A 13519-nucleotide genomic window follows, 5' to 3' on the forward strand; every position below is an offset into this window, starting at 1 on the left:
TGGGGAGTCAGACGCGCTCGACGATGGTGGCGATGCCCATCCCGCCGCCCACGCACAGGGTGGCGAGGCCGAACCGCTTGTCCTGGCGCTCCAGTTCGTCGACGAGCGTGCCGAGGATCATCGCGCCGGTGGCGCCCAGCGGGTGGCCGAGGGCGATCGCGCCGCCGTTGACGTTGACCTTGTCCAGGGACAGGTCCATGTCCTTGGCGAAGCGCAGGACGACCGCGGCGAAGGCCTCGTTGATCTCGACGAGGTCGATGTCGTCGATGGTCAGCCCGGCCTTGGCGAGTGCCTTGCGGGTGGCGGGCGCGGGCCCGGTCAGCATGATGGTGGGCTCGGAGCCGGAGACGGCCGCGGAGACGATCCGCGCGCGCGGGGTGATCCCGTACCGCTCGCCGACCTCCTTCGAGCCGACGGCGACGAGCGAGGCGCCGTCCACGATGCCGGACGAGTTGCCCGCGTGGTGGACGTGGTCGATCTTCTCCACCCAGTGGTACTTCTGCAGCGCCACGGCGTCGAAGCCGCCCAGGTCTCCGATGTCCGCGAACGACGCCTTGAGCTTGGCGAGCGAGTCGGCGGTGGTGCCGGGGCGCAGGTGCTCGTCGTGGTCGAGGACGACGAGTCCGTTGCGGTCCTTCACGGGGACGACGGACCGCTCGAAGCGACCGTCCTTCCAGGCCGCGGCGGCGCGCTCCTGGGACAGCGCGGCGTACTCGTCGACGTCCCGGCGCGAGAAGCCCTCGATGGTCGCGATGAGGTCGGCGCTGATGCCCTGCGGTACGAAGTTGGTGGCGATGTTGGTCATCGGGTCGGCGAACCAGGCGCCGCCGTCGGAAGCCATCGGCACCCGGGACATCGACTCGACGCCGCCCGCGAGGACGAGGTCCTCCCAGCCCGAACGGACCTTCATCGCGGCGAGGTTGACGGCTTCCAGGCCCGACGCACAGAAGCGGTTCTCCTGGACTCCGGCCACCGTGTCGGGCAGTCCGGCGGCGATGGCCGAGATCCGGGCGATGTCGGAGCCCTGGTCGCCGACGGGTCCGACGACACCGAGCACGATGTCGTCGATGGCGGCCGGGTCGAGCCCCGGGAAGCGGGCCCGGATCTCGTGGATGAGCCCGACGACCAGGTCGACGGGCTTGGTACCGTGCAGGGCGCCGTTCGCCTTGCCGCGGCCGCGCGGGGTGCGGATCGCGTCGTACACATACGCTTCGGTGCTCACTGGTAAGCCTTTCGAAGAGGGTCGGCCGAGCGAGGGATCAGCCGAGGAGAGAGCGGCCGATGATCTCCTTCATGATCTCGGTCGTCCCGCCGTAGATGGTCTGGATGCGGCCGTCGGTGAAGGCCCTGGCGACGCGGTACTCCGTCATGTAGCCGTAGCCGCCGTGCAGTTGGAGACAGCGGTCGGCCACACGCTTCTGCAGTTCGGTGGCCCACCACTTGGCCATCGAGGCGTGCACCGCGTCGAGTCCGCCGTTCGTGTGGTCCACGACGCACCGGTCGACGAACGCCCTGGTGACGGCACACTCGGTGGCCACCTCGGCTATCTCGAAGCGGATGTGCTGGAGTCGGGACAGCGGCCGCCCGAAGGCCTCGCGCTCCTTGACGTACTCCGTGGTGATCTCCAGCAGGTACTCGGCGGCGGCGATCCCGACGACGGCGATGTGCAGCCGCTCCTGAGCGAGGTTCGTCATCAGGTGCGCGAAGGCGCCGTTGAGTTGACCGAGGAGGTCCTCTTGGGCACACGGACGTTGTTGCGCCGCCCGCGCGCGAGCCCCTGGGCCCCCGCGCGGGTGAACGCCTCGGCGAGTACGGCGCTTTGACGCCCTCGCCTGCGTGACACAGGCGACTTCGGTCCGCGCCGCCATGCGGCGCCACCCTGGGTTCCTGCTTCGCAGGCCCTTGCCCTCTCCCTTACGGGAGCCGGTCTTACATGGGCCTCCACAAGCGTTACTTCCCGCCCGTCCGGCGGTAGGTCCGACAACTTCGTTGTCAGACAAGGCGACTATAGCGGCGGCACCCCGCCCCCCTGAGGCAGCACGGCAAGAACGTCCCTCACTTGCATCCCGATGAGTGGAGCATCGAACAAGCGCCTGATAGCAGTCGGCGTTGCCCCCACCCCCGTACTCCTCCGGGACGGCGAGTCCGAGCAGCCCCTGCTGTCCGGCGGCCTGCCAGGCGGCCCGCGACACGATGCCGTCCTTCTCCCACTGCTCGTAGTGCGGCAGTGCCTCCTTGGCCAGGAAGGTCCGGACGGTCTCGCGGAACGCGTCGTGCTCGGGAGCGAAGATCTGCCGCTTCATTCGGTGGTGCCCTTCGGTTCGCTGTGGCCCTTCGGTTCGCTGTGGCCGTTCGCTTCGCTGGCGCCCTCACGCTCGGTGCCGCCCTCCGGCTCGGCGCTGCCTTTCAGGAGGTCCGGTACGTCCCAGTCGCGGGCCACGTCCGCGGTGTCGGCGCCCGGCCGTGCGGGCCCGCTACGGACGGCGGTGGGGGTGGCGGAGAAGCGGGGCGCGGGCGCCGGCTGGGTGATGCCGCCGTGGTCGGTGAAGGTGCCGCGGGCGGCGAGATGCGGATGCCGCGGAGCCTCGCGCAGCGACAGCACCGGTGCCACGCAGGCGTCGGAGCCATCGAAGACCGCGGTCCACTCGTCCCTCGTACGGGTCTTGAAGCGGGCGGCCACCGCCTCGCGGAGTTCGGCCCAGCGGGACACGTCCTTGCGGGCCGAGACGTACTCCCCCAGGCCGAGCAGCCGCACGAACTCCTCGTAGAACTGCCCCTCCAGCGCGCCCACCGCCATGTACTGGCCGTCGGCCGTCTCGTACGTCCCGTAGTACGGACAGCCGCCGTCGAGGAGATTGGCGCCCCGCCGGTCCTGCCAGCCGCCGGCGGCCAGCATGCCGTGGATCATCGAGGTGAGGTGGGCCGTGCCGTCCACGATCGCCGCGTCCACGACCTGTCCCGCGCCGGTCGCGCGCGCGTGCTGGAGGGCGGCGAGGACGCCGACGACGAGGTAGAGCGAGCCGCCCGCGTAGTCCCCGACGAGGTTCGCCGGGACAGCCGGCGCCTCGTCCGGAGCGCCGATCATGCCGAGGGTGCCGGTCAGCGCGATGTACGCGATGTCGTGCCCCGCGCGCGGGGCGAGCGGGCCCTCCTGGCCCCAGCCGGTCATCCGTCCGTAGACGAGCTTCGGGTTGCGGGCGTGGCAGGTCCCGGGGCCGACGCCGAGGCGCTCGGCGACGCCGGGACGGTAGCCCTCGATGAGGATGTCGGCGCGGTCGACCAGGTCGAGGACGCGGTCGGCGCCGTCGGGTGCCTTCAGGTCGACGATCACCGAGCGCTTGTTGCGGTTGGTGATGTCGTAGTCGGGGTTGATCGCGAGTCCCACGCCGTTCGGCCTGTCCACGCGGACGACGTCCGCGCCCAGGTCGGCGAGGAGCATCGCGGCGAACGGGCCGGGCCCGATGCCCGCCAGCTCGACCACGCGCACCCCGGCGAGCGGGCCGCGCCCTGCCGTTCCTGCCGCTGCCATCAAGCCCCCAGCACTGTGACACAACTGATGTAACATCAGCGATGTTAAGAACGCGTTCCACTCCGCACAAGCCCTGGCGAGCAAGCGCTTAGTCGATGCTGGAAGCCAACCAGGAGGTTCAGCGGGCGTCCAGCTCCGCTATGGACCTCTTCGGCGCGATGGTGCGGTAGCTCTCCTCGACCCAGTCGCACAGCAGCTCCTCGGCCGGGGCGTCCTTCTTCTCCAGCGGGACGCTCACCCAGCCCGCCTTGCCCAGGCCGTATCCCGCGGGCTCCGCACCGGGTGAGGACAGCGCGTGGGCGTGCGCCACCTCGTCCTTCAACTTCACGGTGACACCCAGCGGATAGCTGCCGTCGCCGACGCCGAGGAAGACGAACACCTTCTTGTTGACCTTCGCCACACTCTCGCTCCAGGGGAACTCCTCGGTGGCGCCCGGCAGCCCGAGGGCGAACTCTCGTACTTTCTCCCACTTCTTCAGGGCGGTCTTCGTCGGGGCCACGGCTGCCTCCGGTCGTTTTTCGGCCCCTCGCACGGGGTCCTGGTTCGGCTCCTCGTACCTCACGCTAGCCTCAGCCACCGACAACGGCGCGTGCTGGACGGCTGAGAGGTGCCATGAGCAGGCAGGACAAGACGGAGCGCGCGTACGACATCGTGCTCTTCGGGGCCACGGGGTTCGTCGGGGTGCTCACGGCGGAGTACCTCGCCGCGCACGCCCCGGAAGGGCTGCGCTGGGCGATCGCGGCCCGCGACACCGCGAAGCTGGAACGGCTGCGGGAGCGGCTGACGTCGATCGACCCCGCGTGCGCGAAGCTGCCCCTGCTCCGGGCCGATGTCGCCGATCCGGCCTCCGTACGAGAACTCGCGGAGCACGCGCGCGTGGTGGTCACGACCGTCGGGCCCTACCTCACCTACGGCGAAGACCTGGTCGCCGCCTGCGCGGAGGCCGGCACCGACTACGTGGACCTGTGCGGGGAGGCCGAGTTCGTGGACCTCATGTACGTACGGCACGACGCACGCGCGCGTGAGACCGGCGCACGGCTGGTGCACGCCGCCGGTTTCGACTCGATCCCCCACGACCTGGGCGCCTACTTCACCGTGTGTCAGCTCCCCGAGGGGGTGCCGCTGACCGTGGACGGGTTCGTACGGGCCGGGGGCATGTTCTCCGGCGGTACGTTCGCCGCCGTCCTGAACCAGCTCGCGCGCGGGCCGCAGATGATCACCGCGGCACGGGACCGGAAGCGGTACGAGCCGCGGACAGTGGGGCGGCGGGCTTACGCGCCGCCGGGCGCTCCTAGGTACGCCAAGGAGGTCGGGGCGTGGGCGCTGCCCCTGCCCACGATCGACGCGCAGATCGTGCAGCGGTCCGCGCGGGCACTGGAGCGGTACGGGCCCGACTTCCGCTACCGGCACTTCGCGGCGGTGGAGACGCTGCCGTTCGCGGTGGGCGGGGTGGCCGGGGCCGGAGCGCTCTTCGCGGCGGCGCAGGTGCCGCCCGTACGGCGCTGGATGTCGACCCGGCTCAAGCCCGGCGAGGGGCCCAGCGCGGAGAAGCGGGCGAGGAGTTGGTTCTCGGTGCGGTTCGTCGGTGAGGGGGGTGGGCGGCGGGTCTTCACGGAGGTCTCGGGTGGTGACCCCGGGTACGGGGACACGGCGAAGATGCTGGCCGAGTCCGCGCTGTGCCTTGCCTTCGACGAGCTTCCCCCGACGTCCGGGCAGGTGACGACCGCGGTCGCCATGGGCGATTCGCTCATCGAGCGGCTACGTGGGGCGGGAATCAGTTTCCGGGTCGCCGCCGCGCGGTAGCGCTTCGCAGAAAACGGCGGAGGAACCACTCAGAGCGGCCAGCCCATGACCGTGTAGATCATCCCGGCTATCCAGGCGACCCCGGCGATGACCGCGAGCAGCAGTCCGGCCATCACGGCACGCTCGACGGGCTGGCTGGGGCTGGCGGCGGGCTTCGGGGCACGGTGTGTCGTCATGCGGTACAGCCTGCCGATCATGACGGGGTCCCGACATCCGTACAGATACTCAGAACGGGTACTCAGAACGCGTACTCACAGGCCTGTGTCAGGAACGCGTACTCACGGGGCCGTCGCCTTCAACTCCCGTCGGCACAGGGCGTCCGCGTGCCTGGTCGTCTCCGGGAGGCGGAAGCGCGGCGCGAGGTGGAGGGTGTGGGCGCAGGCGGTGTCCAGGGTCACCCGGTGGCCGACGGAGACGAACACCGGTTTGACGCCCGCCTGGGTGCGCAGCGCACGGCCGACCTCCTCCTCGCCCGCGAGCAGCGGGGAGGCGGAGCCGCGCGGGGCGCCCGGCTCCTCGTACGCGAAGGTGAACGGGTTCTTGGCGACCCCGATCGTCGGCAGGCCGGTGAGGACGCCGAGGTGGCTGGCCAGGCCGAAGCGGCGGGGGTGGGCGCGGCCGTAGCCGTCGCAGACGACCAGGCCCGGTGCGCAGGGGAGCGCTTCGAGGGCGGCCAGGACGGCCGGGATCTCCCGGAAGGCCAGCAGCCCGGGGACGTACGGGAACGGCACCTGCCCCACCGCCGTGGACTCGGCGACCACGTCGAGGGTCACCGCGTCGAGCACGACGGCCGCGGCCACGACGACATCGCGCTCGTCGTCGTACGCCACGTCGACCCCGGTCACGCGGCCGATGCCCGGCGGCGGACCGGACTCGTCGAGAACCACCCGCCCCCGCAACTCGTCCTGCACGGCCCGGGCCTGACCTTCGGTGGCGGGCCAGCCCGCGGGGATGCGTACGGTCGTCATGGTGCTGTCGAGCGTAGGCGCTCCGCGGAGGTGCGGGGCTTCGTCTGCGGGTCCGTCCGGAAGGCCGGCGCCTCGTCCGCGGGTGCGTCGTGGCCGGCTGGTCGCGCCCGGGCGGCGGAGCCGCACGATGGCGCGGCCCCGCACCCCTTCGGGCGTCGGCGAAGCACCGGACTTCGCCGAACCGCACCGGACCTCGTCGAACCCGCATGGTCCTTGCCGAGAAGCCCCGCGCGTCAGCGCTCCAGTCGTGCCACCCGGCCCTTCTCTCCGGAGGCCCAGCAGGCCTGGTCGGAGGTGCAGTCCACGGTGTCGTACGAGCCGGTGTCCACGGTGTGCCAGGTGCGACCGCCGTTCGTGGTGAGGTCGGTGCCGGTGGGGCCGACCGCGAGGGCGGACGTGCGGCTGTGCGGGAGCCAGGTGACGCCCGAGCGGTAGGCGGGCGGCGGTGTGGCGGCCGTCGTCCAGGTGCGGCCGCCGTCGCGGCTGGTCGCGGCCGCCTGCGGTGAGGCCTGGTCGGCGCGGTAGTCGCCGCCGACCGCGATACCGTGCGTCCGGTCGCGGAAGGCGAGGGCGAAGACGCCGCGCGCCGGGTCGCCCGCCGGGATCGGTGTGTCGGTGACCGTCCAGGTCAGGCCCCGGTCGGAGGAGTGCAGCACGCGCGCGCGTGCCGCCCCGCCGGTGGCCAGCCACACGTCCCGCGGTCCCGAGGCGACCAGGCACTGCCCACTGGCCGCGAAGCCCGCCTCGCCCTCCTGGGCCGCGGGCATGCCGACGCTCGGCAGCACCTCCCAGGAACGGCCGCCGTCGCTGGTCGACAGGATGCGGAACTTGCCGTCCACGGGATCACTCATCGCCAGGCCGTGACGGCGGTCGAAGAAGGTGAGGCAGTCGTAGAAGGCCTTGGCGTCGGTGTTGCGGAAGGACTCGGTCCAGGTCGCCCCGCCGTCCTCGGTGCGGAAGACGCGGGACGCCTCGCCCTCTCCGATGGCCAGCACCACCGCGCGCCGGCTGTCGAAGGCCTCGATGTCGCGGAACTCCAACTCGGCCGCCCCGGGCGGCGATACGTTCCGCCAGGTCCTGCCGCCGTCGGCGGTGCGCAGCACGGTGCCCTTGGACCCGGCCAGCCAGGCGGTGTTCCGGCTGACGGCGGCGAGCCCGCGGAAGCGGACGTCCGTGCCACTGTCCTTCAACTCCCAGTGCGGCGGCTTCCCACCGCTCGGTCCCTGACTCGATTCCCGAGCCGATTCCAGAGCCGCCTCCTGGTCCGGTCCCTGTGCCTGCGCGGGTGCCGTGAGCGCGGCGGCGAGTGCGACTCCGCACACCCCCACGGTCACCAGGCGCCTCGTGGATCCCGTACGTCTCGTCCGTCGCGTCTTCCCCAAGCCCCTCATGGCGGGCGAAGCTAGCCCACTCCCCCGGTGGCGTCCAGATGCCCCGGACGGCATCGGCGATCGCTCAGGACTCTCTGATCACTTCCGTGATTGAAAGGCGGTGACGGAGGTCACTCGAAGTTCATGCGCTTTGGCGCGCACGGATTGGCCGATTCCGGCGTCTCTACAAGTGTCCCGGCTCAGCTGTCCACCGTTCGTCCATCCGTCACAAGGGAGCAAGGCGTTGTCCACAGTCATCGAGCAACCCGTAGAGGCACGCCTCGTCGCCGCCGCGCCGCGGATGCCGAGCATTCCCTCGACGCTCCGCTACGACCCCCGCGACCCCTTCGCCGTCCGCATGACCTTCCCGGCCCCGGCCACGCTCGAAGGCGTGGACGTGATCTGGACCTTCGCCCGCGAGCTCCTCGCCTCGGGCCTGGAGGAGCCGGTGGGCCACGGGGACGTCCGGGTGCGGCCGTACGGATACGACCGCATCGTCCTGGAGTTCCACGCCCCGGAGGGCACCGCGGTGGTCCACGTCCGCACGGGCGAGCTGCGGCGCTTCCTGCAGCGCACGACGGAGGCGGTACCCGTCGGCCTCGAACACCTGCACCAGGACCTGGACCACGGGCTCGCCGAACTGATGCGGGACGCCTGCTGACCCGTTCCGGAGGGACCGACCCCTTCCAGAGGGACTGACGCCGCCTTCCCCCGCCAACCGGGCGACGCCGAGCAAGGACAACACCGCGGATACGGGCCGAGGGAGCTACGGCATTGCCAGGTCCCTGACGCCTCAGCTCCCGGGATCCCGAGCGCTCCTGACGTCAGCTCCCGGGCACCCCTGACGTCGCAATCGTCACGGCCACCGCCGTACGCACTTCCTGTAGCGCCTTCTTCAGGGCCGGGGTAGCCGCCCCACTGCGCTCGGCCAGGTCCTCGACGCGCTGCTTGTACTGCCGCTGCTCCCTGCCCGACAGCAGCGTGCACAGCTCCGCCCCCGCGGCGAGAGCGACCAGTGCCGCGTCCCGCTCGGGCACCTCCTCGACGGGCGTCGGCCCCACCAGCACCTGCCGTGCCTCCTCGCGCAGTTCCTCCACGACACCGACACGGTCGATCTCGTACTCCACGGACGGGAACAGCCCGAGCACCCGCGTCTTCTCCGCGCGCAGGTAGCCGTCGGCGGCGAGCTGCGCCCGTACGGCCTCCAGCGTGACGCGAACCCGCAGGCCGACCCAGGTCTTCCAGCTGTGCGGCCGGGACTCCTCGACGAGTTCCAGGAGTCCGTCGAGGGCGGGGTCCCCGGTCAGGCCGTCGGGGTCCGTGGGCGTGGCCACGCCGTCCGCGTCGGCGAGCAGCCCGCGCTGCGCCAGCTCGGTGAGGGCACCGGCCCTGACCAGGTGCGGAAGGTAGGTGGCGCCGGTGACCTTCAGCTTCGTGGTGTCCCAGGCCAGCAGGTAGAGCCGGGCGGGCAATGAGAGGGAGGCGTTCGGCACGGGGTCTCCTTCGCGCGGTCGAGGTGGGGGCTCGCGAGCGCTCGTTCAGGTGGGGCTCGTCCAGGTGGGGGAGGCTCACGTTAATTCGTTGACAGCCACCAGGGCCCCTCGTACGGTGTATAGCGGTTCTGTTGTCGCCGATTGGAGAAGGACGTTGCTCGTCTGAGGTCCTGAGACACCTCGTCACACACGCGTATGCCGTGTGTGCGCAGCGTGCGGCCTCGGCATTCGAGCCGTCCTCCGGAGCAGGGCTTCCTCCCTTTGGCAGCCCTCCAAGGACGATCTGAGGGCTTCTGCCCCCTCCTCTCGGCCGTAGTCGCCACGCCCGGTGTCTCGATACGCGTTGCCCTGACCGCATCAAGCACCGCGAGGCCCGTATGTCTACTTCCCCCACCTCCATCACCTGCACCTCCCTGTCCTTCGCCTGGCCGGACGGCACCCCCGTCTTCGACGATCTGCAGGTGGCTGTCGGCCCCGGCAGGACCGGGCTCGTCGGCGTCAACGGATCGGGGAAATCAACCCTGTTGAAGCTGATCGCCGGTCAACTCACCCCGGCCGACGGCACCGTGCGCGTCGCGGGCGAGGTCGGCTACCTGCCGCAGAACGTCACCCTCGACACCGGCCTGCGGGTCGACGAGGCGCTGGACATCGCCGCCAAGCGCGCCGCGCTGCACGCCATCGAGTCGGGCGACGTGTCGGAGGAGCACTTCGACGTCGTGGGCGACGACTGGGACGTGGAGGAGCGCGCCGTCGCGACCCTCGGCGAACTCGGTCTCGGTCACATCGAGTTGGACCGCACCATCGGTGAGGTCTCGGGCGGCGAGTCGGTCCTGCTGCGGCTGGCCGCGCTGCTGCTGCGGCGGCCCGACATCCTCCTGCTGGACGAGCCCACCAACAACCTCGACCTGTACGCGCGTCGGCGGCTGTACGCGGCCGTCGAGGCCTGGTCCGGCGTCATGGTCGTGGTCAGCCACGACCGTGAACTCCTGGACCTGGTCGACCAGATCGCCGATCTCCGTTCCGGCGAGGTGACATGGTACGGCGGCACGTACTCGGCGTACGAGGAGGCGCTCGCCACCGAGCAGGAGGCGGCCGAGCGCATGGTGCGCGTGGCCGAGTCCGACCTGAAGAAGCAGAAGCGTGAACTGGCCGACGCGCAGGTCAAGTTGGCCCGTCGCAAGCGGTACGGCCAGAAGATGTTCGACATCAAGCGCGAGCCCCGCGCCGTGATGAAGATGCGCAAACGTACGGCTCAGGAGTCCGCGGGCAAGCACCGCATCATGCACGAGGAGAAACTCACCGAGGCCAGGGAACGCCTCGACGACGCCGTGGACGCCGTGCGGGACGACGACGAGATCCGCGTCGACCTGCCGTACACGGCCGTGCCGCCCGGCCGGACCGTACTCACCCTCCTGGACCTGGAGTTGGCATACGGCGCGAGCCTGGCGGGCTCCTTCGACCTGCGCGGTCCCGAGCGGGTCGCGCTGGTCGGGCGCAACGGGGCGGGCAAGACGACCCTGCTGCGGACGATCGCCGGGGAGCTGGAACCGGTCTCCGGGGAGGCGCGGGCCCATGTGCCGCTGCGTTTCCTGCCGCAGCGACTCGACGTGCTCGACGACGAGTTGTCGGTCGCCGAGAACGTGGCCCGGTTCTCGCCCGGCGCGACCAACAACCGGGTCCGGGCACGCCTGGCCCGCTTCCTGTTCCGGGGCGCACGGGCCGACCAGCGCGCGGCGACGCTCTCCGGCGGTGAGCGGTTCCGGGCGGCCCTGGCCGCGCTGATGCTCGCCGAGCCCGCACCGCAGATCCTGATGCTCGACGAGCCGACCAACAACCTCGACATGGCGAGCGTGCGGCAGCTCACCTCGGCCCTGGAGTCGTACGAGGGGGCGTTGATCGTGGCCAGCCACGACGTGCCGTTCCTGGAGTCGATCGGAATCACGCGCTGGCTGCTGATGGAAGGAGAACTCAAGGAAGTCGCACCGGAAACCGTCGGGTATCCCGAATAACTTCGGCTCGCTTCGACCAGCTTCGGTTGGCTTCGACGGAATGAGAACGGCCTTCGGGATGTGCCCCCGCGCGTCCCGAAGGGCGGGCTCAGGAAGGGCCGTTCGGGAGGCGCGCCTGCGCGAGCCGCACCAAATCGGGCAGGACGCCTCCTATCCCCACACACATTCTCCTCCCCAGGCCCACACTCGGGGGGACTGTTGCGACCTCGGCATGGGCTGCATGATGTGCGGGGACGCACCCGGCCGAGACGGAGAATCGCACGTGCCCAGCCAGAAAGCCCTCATCCGCCGCCCGAGCCCCCGCCTGGCCGAGGGTCTGGTCACGCACATCGAACGCACGAAGGTCGACGTCGAGCTGGCGGTCGAGCAGTGGGAGACGTACGCGGAGACGCTGCGTACGCACGGCTGGGAGACCATCGAGGCGGAGCCCGCCGACGACTGCCCGGATTCGGTGTTCGTGGAGGACACGGTGGTCGTCTTCCGTAACGTGGCGCTGATCGGCCGCTCCGGCGCGGAGCAGCGGCGCGGCGAGACCGCCGGGGTCGAGGAGGCCGTGGCACGGCTCGGCTGCTCGGTGAACTGGGTGTGGGAGCCGGGCACACTCGACGGCGGCGACGTCCTGAAGATCGGCGACACGATCTACGTCGGCCGTGGCGGACGTACCAACGCGGCCGGCATCCAGCAGCTGCGGGCCGTCTTCGAGCCGCTCGGCGCACACGTCGTCGGCGTACCGGTGAGCAAGGTGCTGCATCTGAAGTCGGCCGTCACCGCGCTCCCCGACGGCACGGTCGTCGGGCACGAGCCGCTCGTGGACACGCCGTCGCTGTTCCCGCGCTTCCTGTCGGTACCGGAGGAGTCGGGCGCCCACGTGGTGCTCCTGGGCGGCGGAAAGCTGCTGATGGCCCAGAGCGCGCCCAAGACCGCCGAGCTGTTCGCCGAGCTCGGCCACCAGCCGGTCCTCGTCGACATCAGCGAGTTCGAGAAGCTCGAGGGCTGTGTGACATGCCTCTCGGTCCGGCTGCGGGACCTGTACGCCTGAACGACCGGCGTGGGCACTCGTTCGGCCCCGGGACCTGCGTATCCGCCATTTGGGTGAGCCGGGGAGCGAGTCCCTTGAATCTCCGAAGAGATCGTTGCTGATCAGGGCTCTTTACGTCGGGCTTAACCTACGGCATCGTAACCTACGGATACGTAGCCTACGATGCCGTAGGTTGTGTGAACGCTCAGTATTTACGTCCCCCCTGGAGCCCCCGTGACGATCACTTCTCCCCACCTCGGCAGCCCGTCCTCCGCCTGGACCGACGCACGACTGCTGTACGCGTTGGAAGAAGTGGTGGAGACAGAACTCAACCGTCACCTGAAGGTCGCCAAGGACTGGATGCCGCACGAGTACGTGCCGTGGTCCGACGCCCGTAACTTCCCCGGTTTCTGGGAGGACGGCGAGGCCTGGGACAAGGAGCAGTCCAAGGTCACGGAGCTCGGCCGGATCGCCCTGGTCGTCAATCTCCTCACCGAGGACAACCTGCCCAGCTACCACCACGAGATCGCCTCCCTCTTCGGCCGCGACGGCGCCTGGGGCACCTGGGTGCACCGCTGGACCGCGGAGGAGGGCCGCCACGGCATCGTGATGCGCGACTACCTGCTCGCGTCGCGCGCGGTGGACCCGGACCAGCTGGAAGCCTTCCGTATGCAGCACATGAGCGAGGGCTTCGAGTCGGACAACCGCCACTCGATGCTGCACTCCGTCGCGTACGTCGCCTTCCAGGAGCTCGCCACCCGCGTCTCGCACCGCAACACGGGGCACCAGTCCGGTGACCCGGTCTGCGACCGCATGCTGGCGCGCATCGCGACCGACGAGAACCTCCACATGGTCTTCTACCGCAACCTTCTGAAGGCCGCCTTCGAGCTCGCCCCCGACCTGACGATGCAGTCCGTCCGCGACGTCCTCGTCAACTTCCGCATGCCCGGCCACGGTATGCCCGGCTTCGAGCGGGCCGCCGCGCAGATGGCCATCGGCGAGGTCTACAACATGCGGATCCACCACGACGACGTGCTGCAGCCGGTGCTGCGTCACCTCAAGGTCCTGGAGCTCGACGGGCTCGGCCCCGAGGGCCTCAAGGCCCAGGAGGAGATCGGCCTGTACATGGGCGGTCTGGACGCCGAGGCCCTCAAGTTCGACGAGAAGCTCGCGGCGCGCAAGGCCCGGATGGCGGCGAGGGCCGCCGGCGTGTGACCGGTGGGCATTGCTGTCTGTCGTTCGTCGACCGCTGGTCCGGCTGTGGCTGATCGCGCCCACGCCGCGGAGCCGCACATTGACACAGCCCCGCGCCCCTTGAATCAGGGCGAC

12 protein-coding genes and 2 pseudogenes are annotated in these 13519 nt (G+C 70.5%); 5 read left to right on the forward strand and 9 right to left on the reverse strand.

Translation table 11 applies throughout. The features are described 5' to 3' along the window. Positions 1-7: 7 nt before the first annotated feature. The 5 genes and pseudogenes from OHA11_RS04790 to OHA11_RS04810 form a co-directional block, all read right to left on the reverse strand. Complete coding sequence (locus OHA11_RS04790; protein WP_266492273.1) at positions 8-1222, reverse strand: acetyl-CoA C-acetyltransferase; 1215 nt, start codon at positions 1220-1222, stop codon at positions 8-10. Positions 1223-1259: 37 nt separating this feature from the next. Then, positions 1260-1756 (reverse strand): annotated as a pseudogene (locus OHA11_RS04795) (acyl-CoA dehydrogenase family protein); the annotation flags it as partial. A 328-nt stretch (positions 1757-2084) separates the two neighbouring features. After that, positions 2085-2303: pseudogene (locus OHA11_RS04800) on the reverse strand (acyl-CoA dehydrogenase family protein); the annotation flags it as partial. Then, positions 2300-3529, reverse strand: a complete 1230-nt coding sequence (locus OHA11_RS04805) for a CaiB/BaiF CoA-transferase family protein (RefSeq protein ID WP_266492276.1) — start codon at positions 3527-3529, stop codon at positions 2300-2302. The gene OHA11_RS04805 and the pseudogene OHA11_RS04800, both read right to left, overlap by 4 nt. A gap of 118 nt (positions 3530-3647) precedes the next feature. Beyond that, positions 3648-4028: an MmcQ/YjbR family DNA-binding protein gene (locus tag OHA11_RS04810; protein WP_266492278.1), complete on the reverse strand. Its 381-nt coding sequence runs from the start codon at positions 4026-4028 to the stop codon at positions 3648-3650. 113 nt (positions 4029-4141) lie between these two features. Here OHA11_RS04810 and OHA11_RS04815 point away from each other — a divergent pair, with 113 nt between their 5' ends. Next, positions 4142-5332, forward strand: a complete 1191-nt coding sequence (locus tag OHA11_RS04815) for a trans-acting enoyl reductase family protein (protein WP_266492280.1) — start codon at positions 4142-4144, stop codon at positions 5330-5332. A gap of 29 nt (positions 5333-5361) precedes the next feature. On the opposite strand, the gene mmpA is transcribed toward OHA11_RS04815, so the two are convergent. The 3 genes from mmpA to OHA11_RS04830 form a co-directional block, all read right to left on the reverse strand. Beyond that, positions 5362-5508: a morphogenic membrane protein MmpA gene (mmpA, locus tag OHA11_RS04820; RefSeq protein ID WP_266507872.1), complete on the reverse strand. Its 147-nt coding sequence runs from the start codon at positions 5506-5508 to the stop codon at positions 5362-5364. 102 nt (positions 5509-5610) lie between these two features. Next, entirely contained in the window at positions 5611-6300 is a 690-nt protein-coding gene (locus tag OHA11_RS04825; protein WP_266492282.1) for an endonuclease V, read from the reverse strand. Between the two features lie 233 nt (positions 6301-6533). Beyond that, positions 6534-7634: an oxidoreductase gene (locus OHA11_RS04830; protein ID WP_266492283.1), complete on the reverse strand. Its 1101-nt coding sequence runs from the start codon at positions 7632-7634 to the stop codon at positions 6534-6536. 280 nt (positions 7635-7914) lie between these two features. Between OHA11_RS04830 and OHA11_RS04835 the strand changes: the two genes are divergently transcribed. Further along, entirely contained in the window at positions 7915-8331 is a 417-nt protein-coding gene (locus OHA11_RS04835; protein ID WP_266492285.1) for an SsgA family sporulation/cell division regulator, read from the forward strand. 163 nt (positions 8332-8494) lie between these two features. On the opposite strand, the gene OHA11_RS04840 is transcribed toward OHA11_RS04835, so the two are convergent. Beyond that, positions 8495-9163: a GPP34 family phosphoprotein gene (locus OHA11_RS04840; RefSeq protein ID WP_266492287.1), complete on the reverse strand. Its 669-nt coding sequence runs from the start codon at positions 9161-9163 to the stop codon at positions 8495-8497. A gap of 377 nt (positions 9164-9540) precedes the next feature. Here OHA11_RS04840 and OHA11_RS04845 point away from each other — a divergent pair, with 377 nt between their 5' ends. From OHA11_RS04845 to OHA11_RS04855, 3 genes are all read left to right on the forward strand, one after another. Next, a complete protein-coding gene (locus OHA11_RS04845) occupies positions 9541-11172 on the forward strand; it encodes an ABC-F family ATP-binding cassette domain-containing protein (protein WP_266492288.1) in 1632 nt (543 codons plus the stop codon). Between the two features lie 262 nt (positions 11173-11434). Further along, positions 11435-12211 (forward strand): dimethylargininase, encoded by a 777-nt coding sequence (gene ddaH, locus OHA11_RS04850; RefSeq protein ID WP_266492289.1) that lies wholly within the window; start codon positions 11435-11437, stop codon positions 12209-12211. Between the two features lie 213 nt (positions 12212-12424). Continuing rightward, positions 12425-13405 (forward strand): acyl-ACP desaturase, encoded by a 981-nt coding sequence (locus OHA11_RS04855; protein ID WP_266492290.1) that lies wholly within the window; start codon positions 12425-12427, stop codon positions 13403-13405. Positions 13406-13519 lie beyond the last annotated feature (114 nt).

The organism is Streptomyces sp. NBC_00878 (assembly GCF_026341515.1).
Lineage (GTDB): Bacteria > Actinomycetota > Actinomycetes > Streptomycetales > Streptomycetaceae > Streptomyces.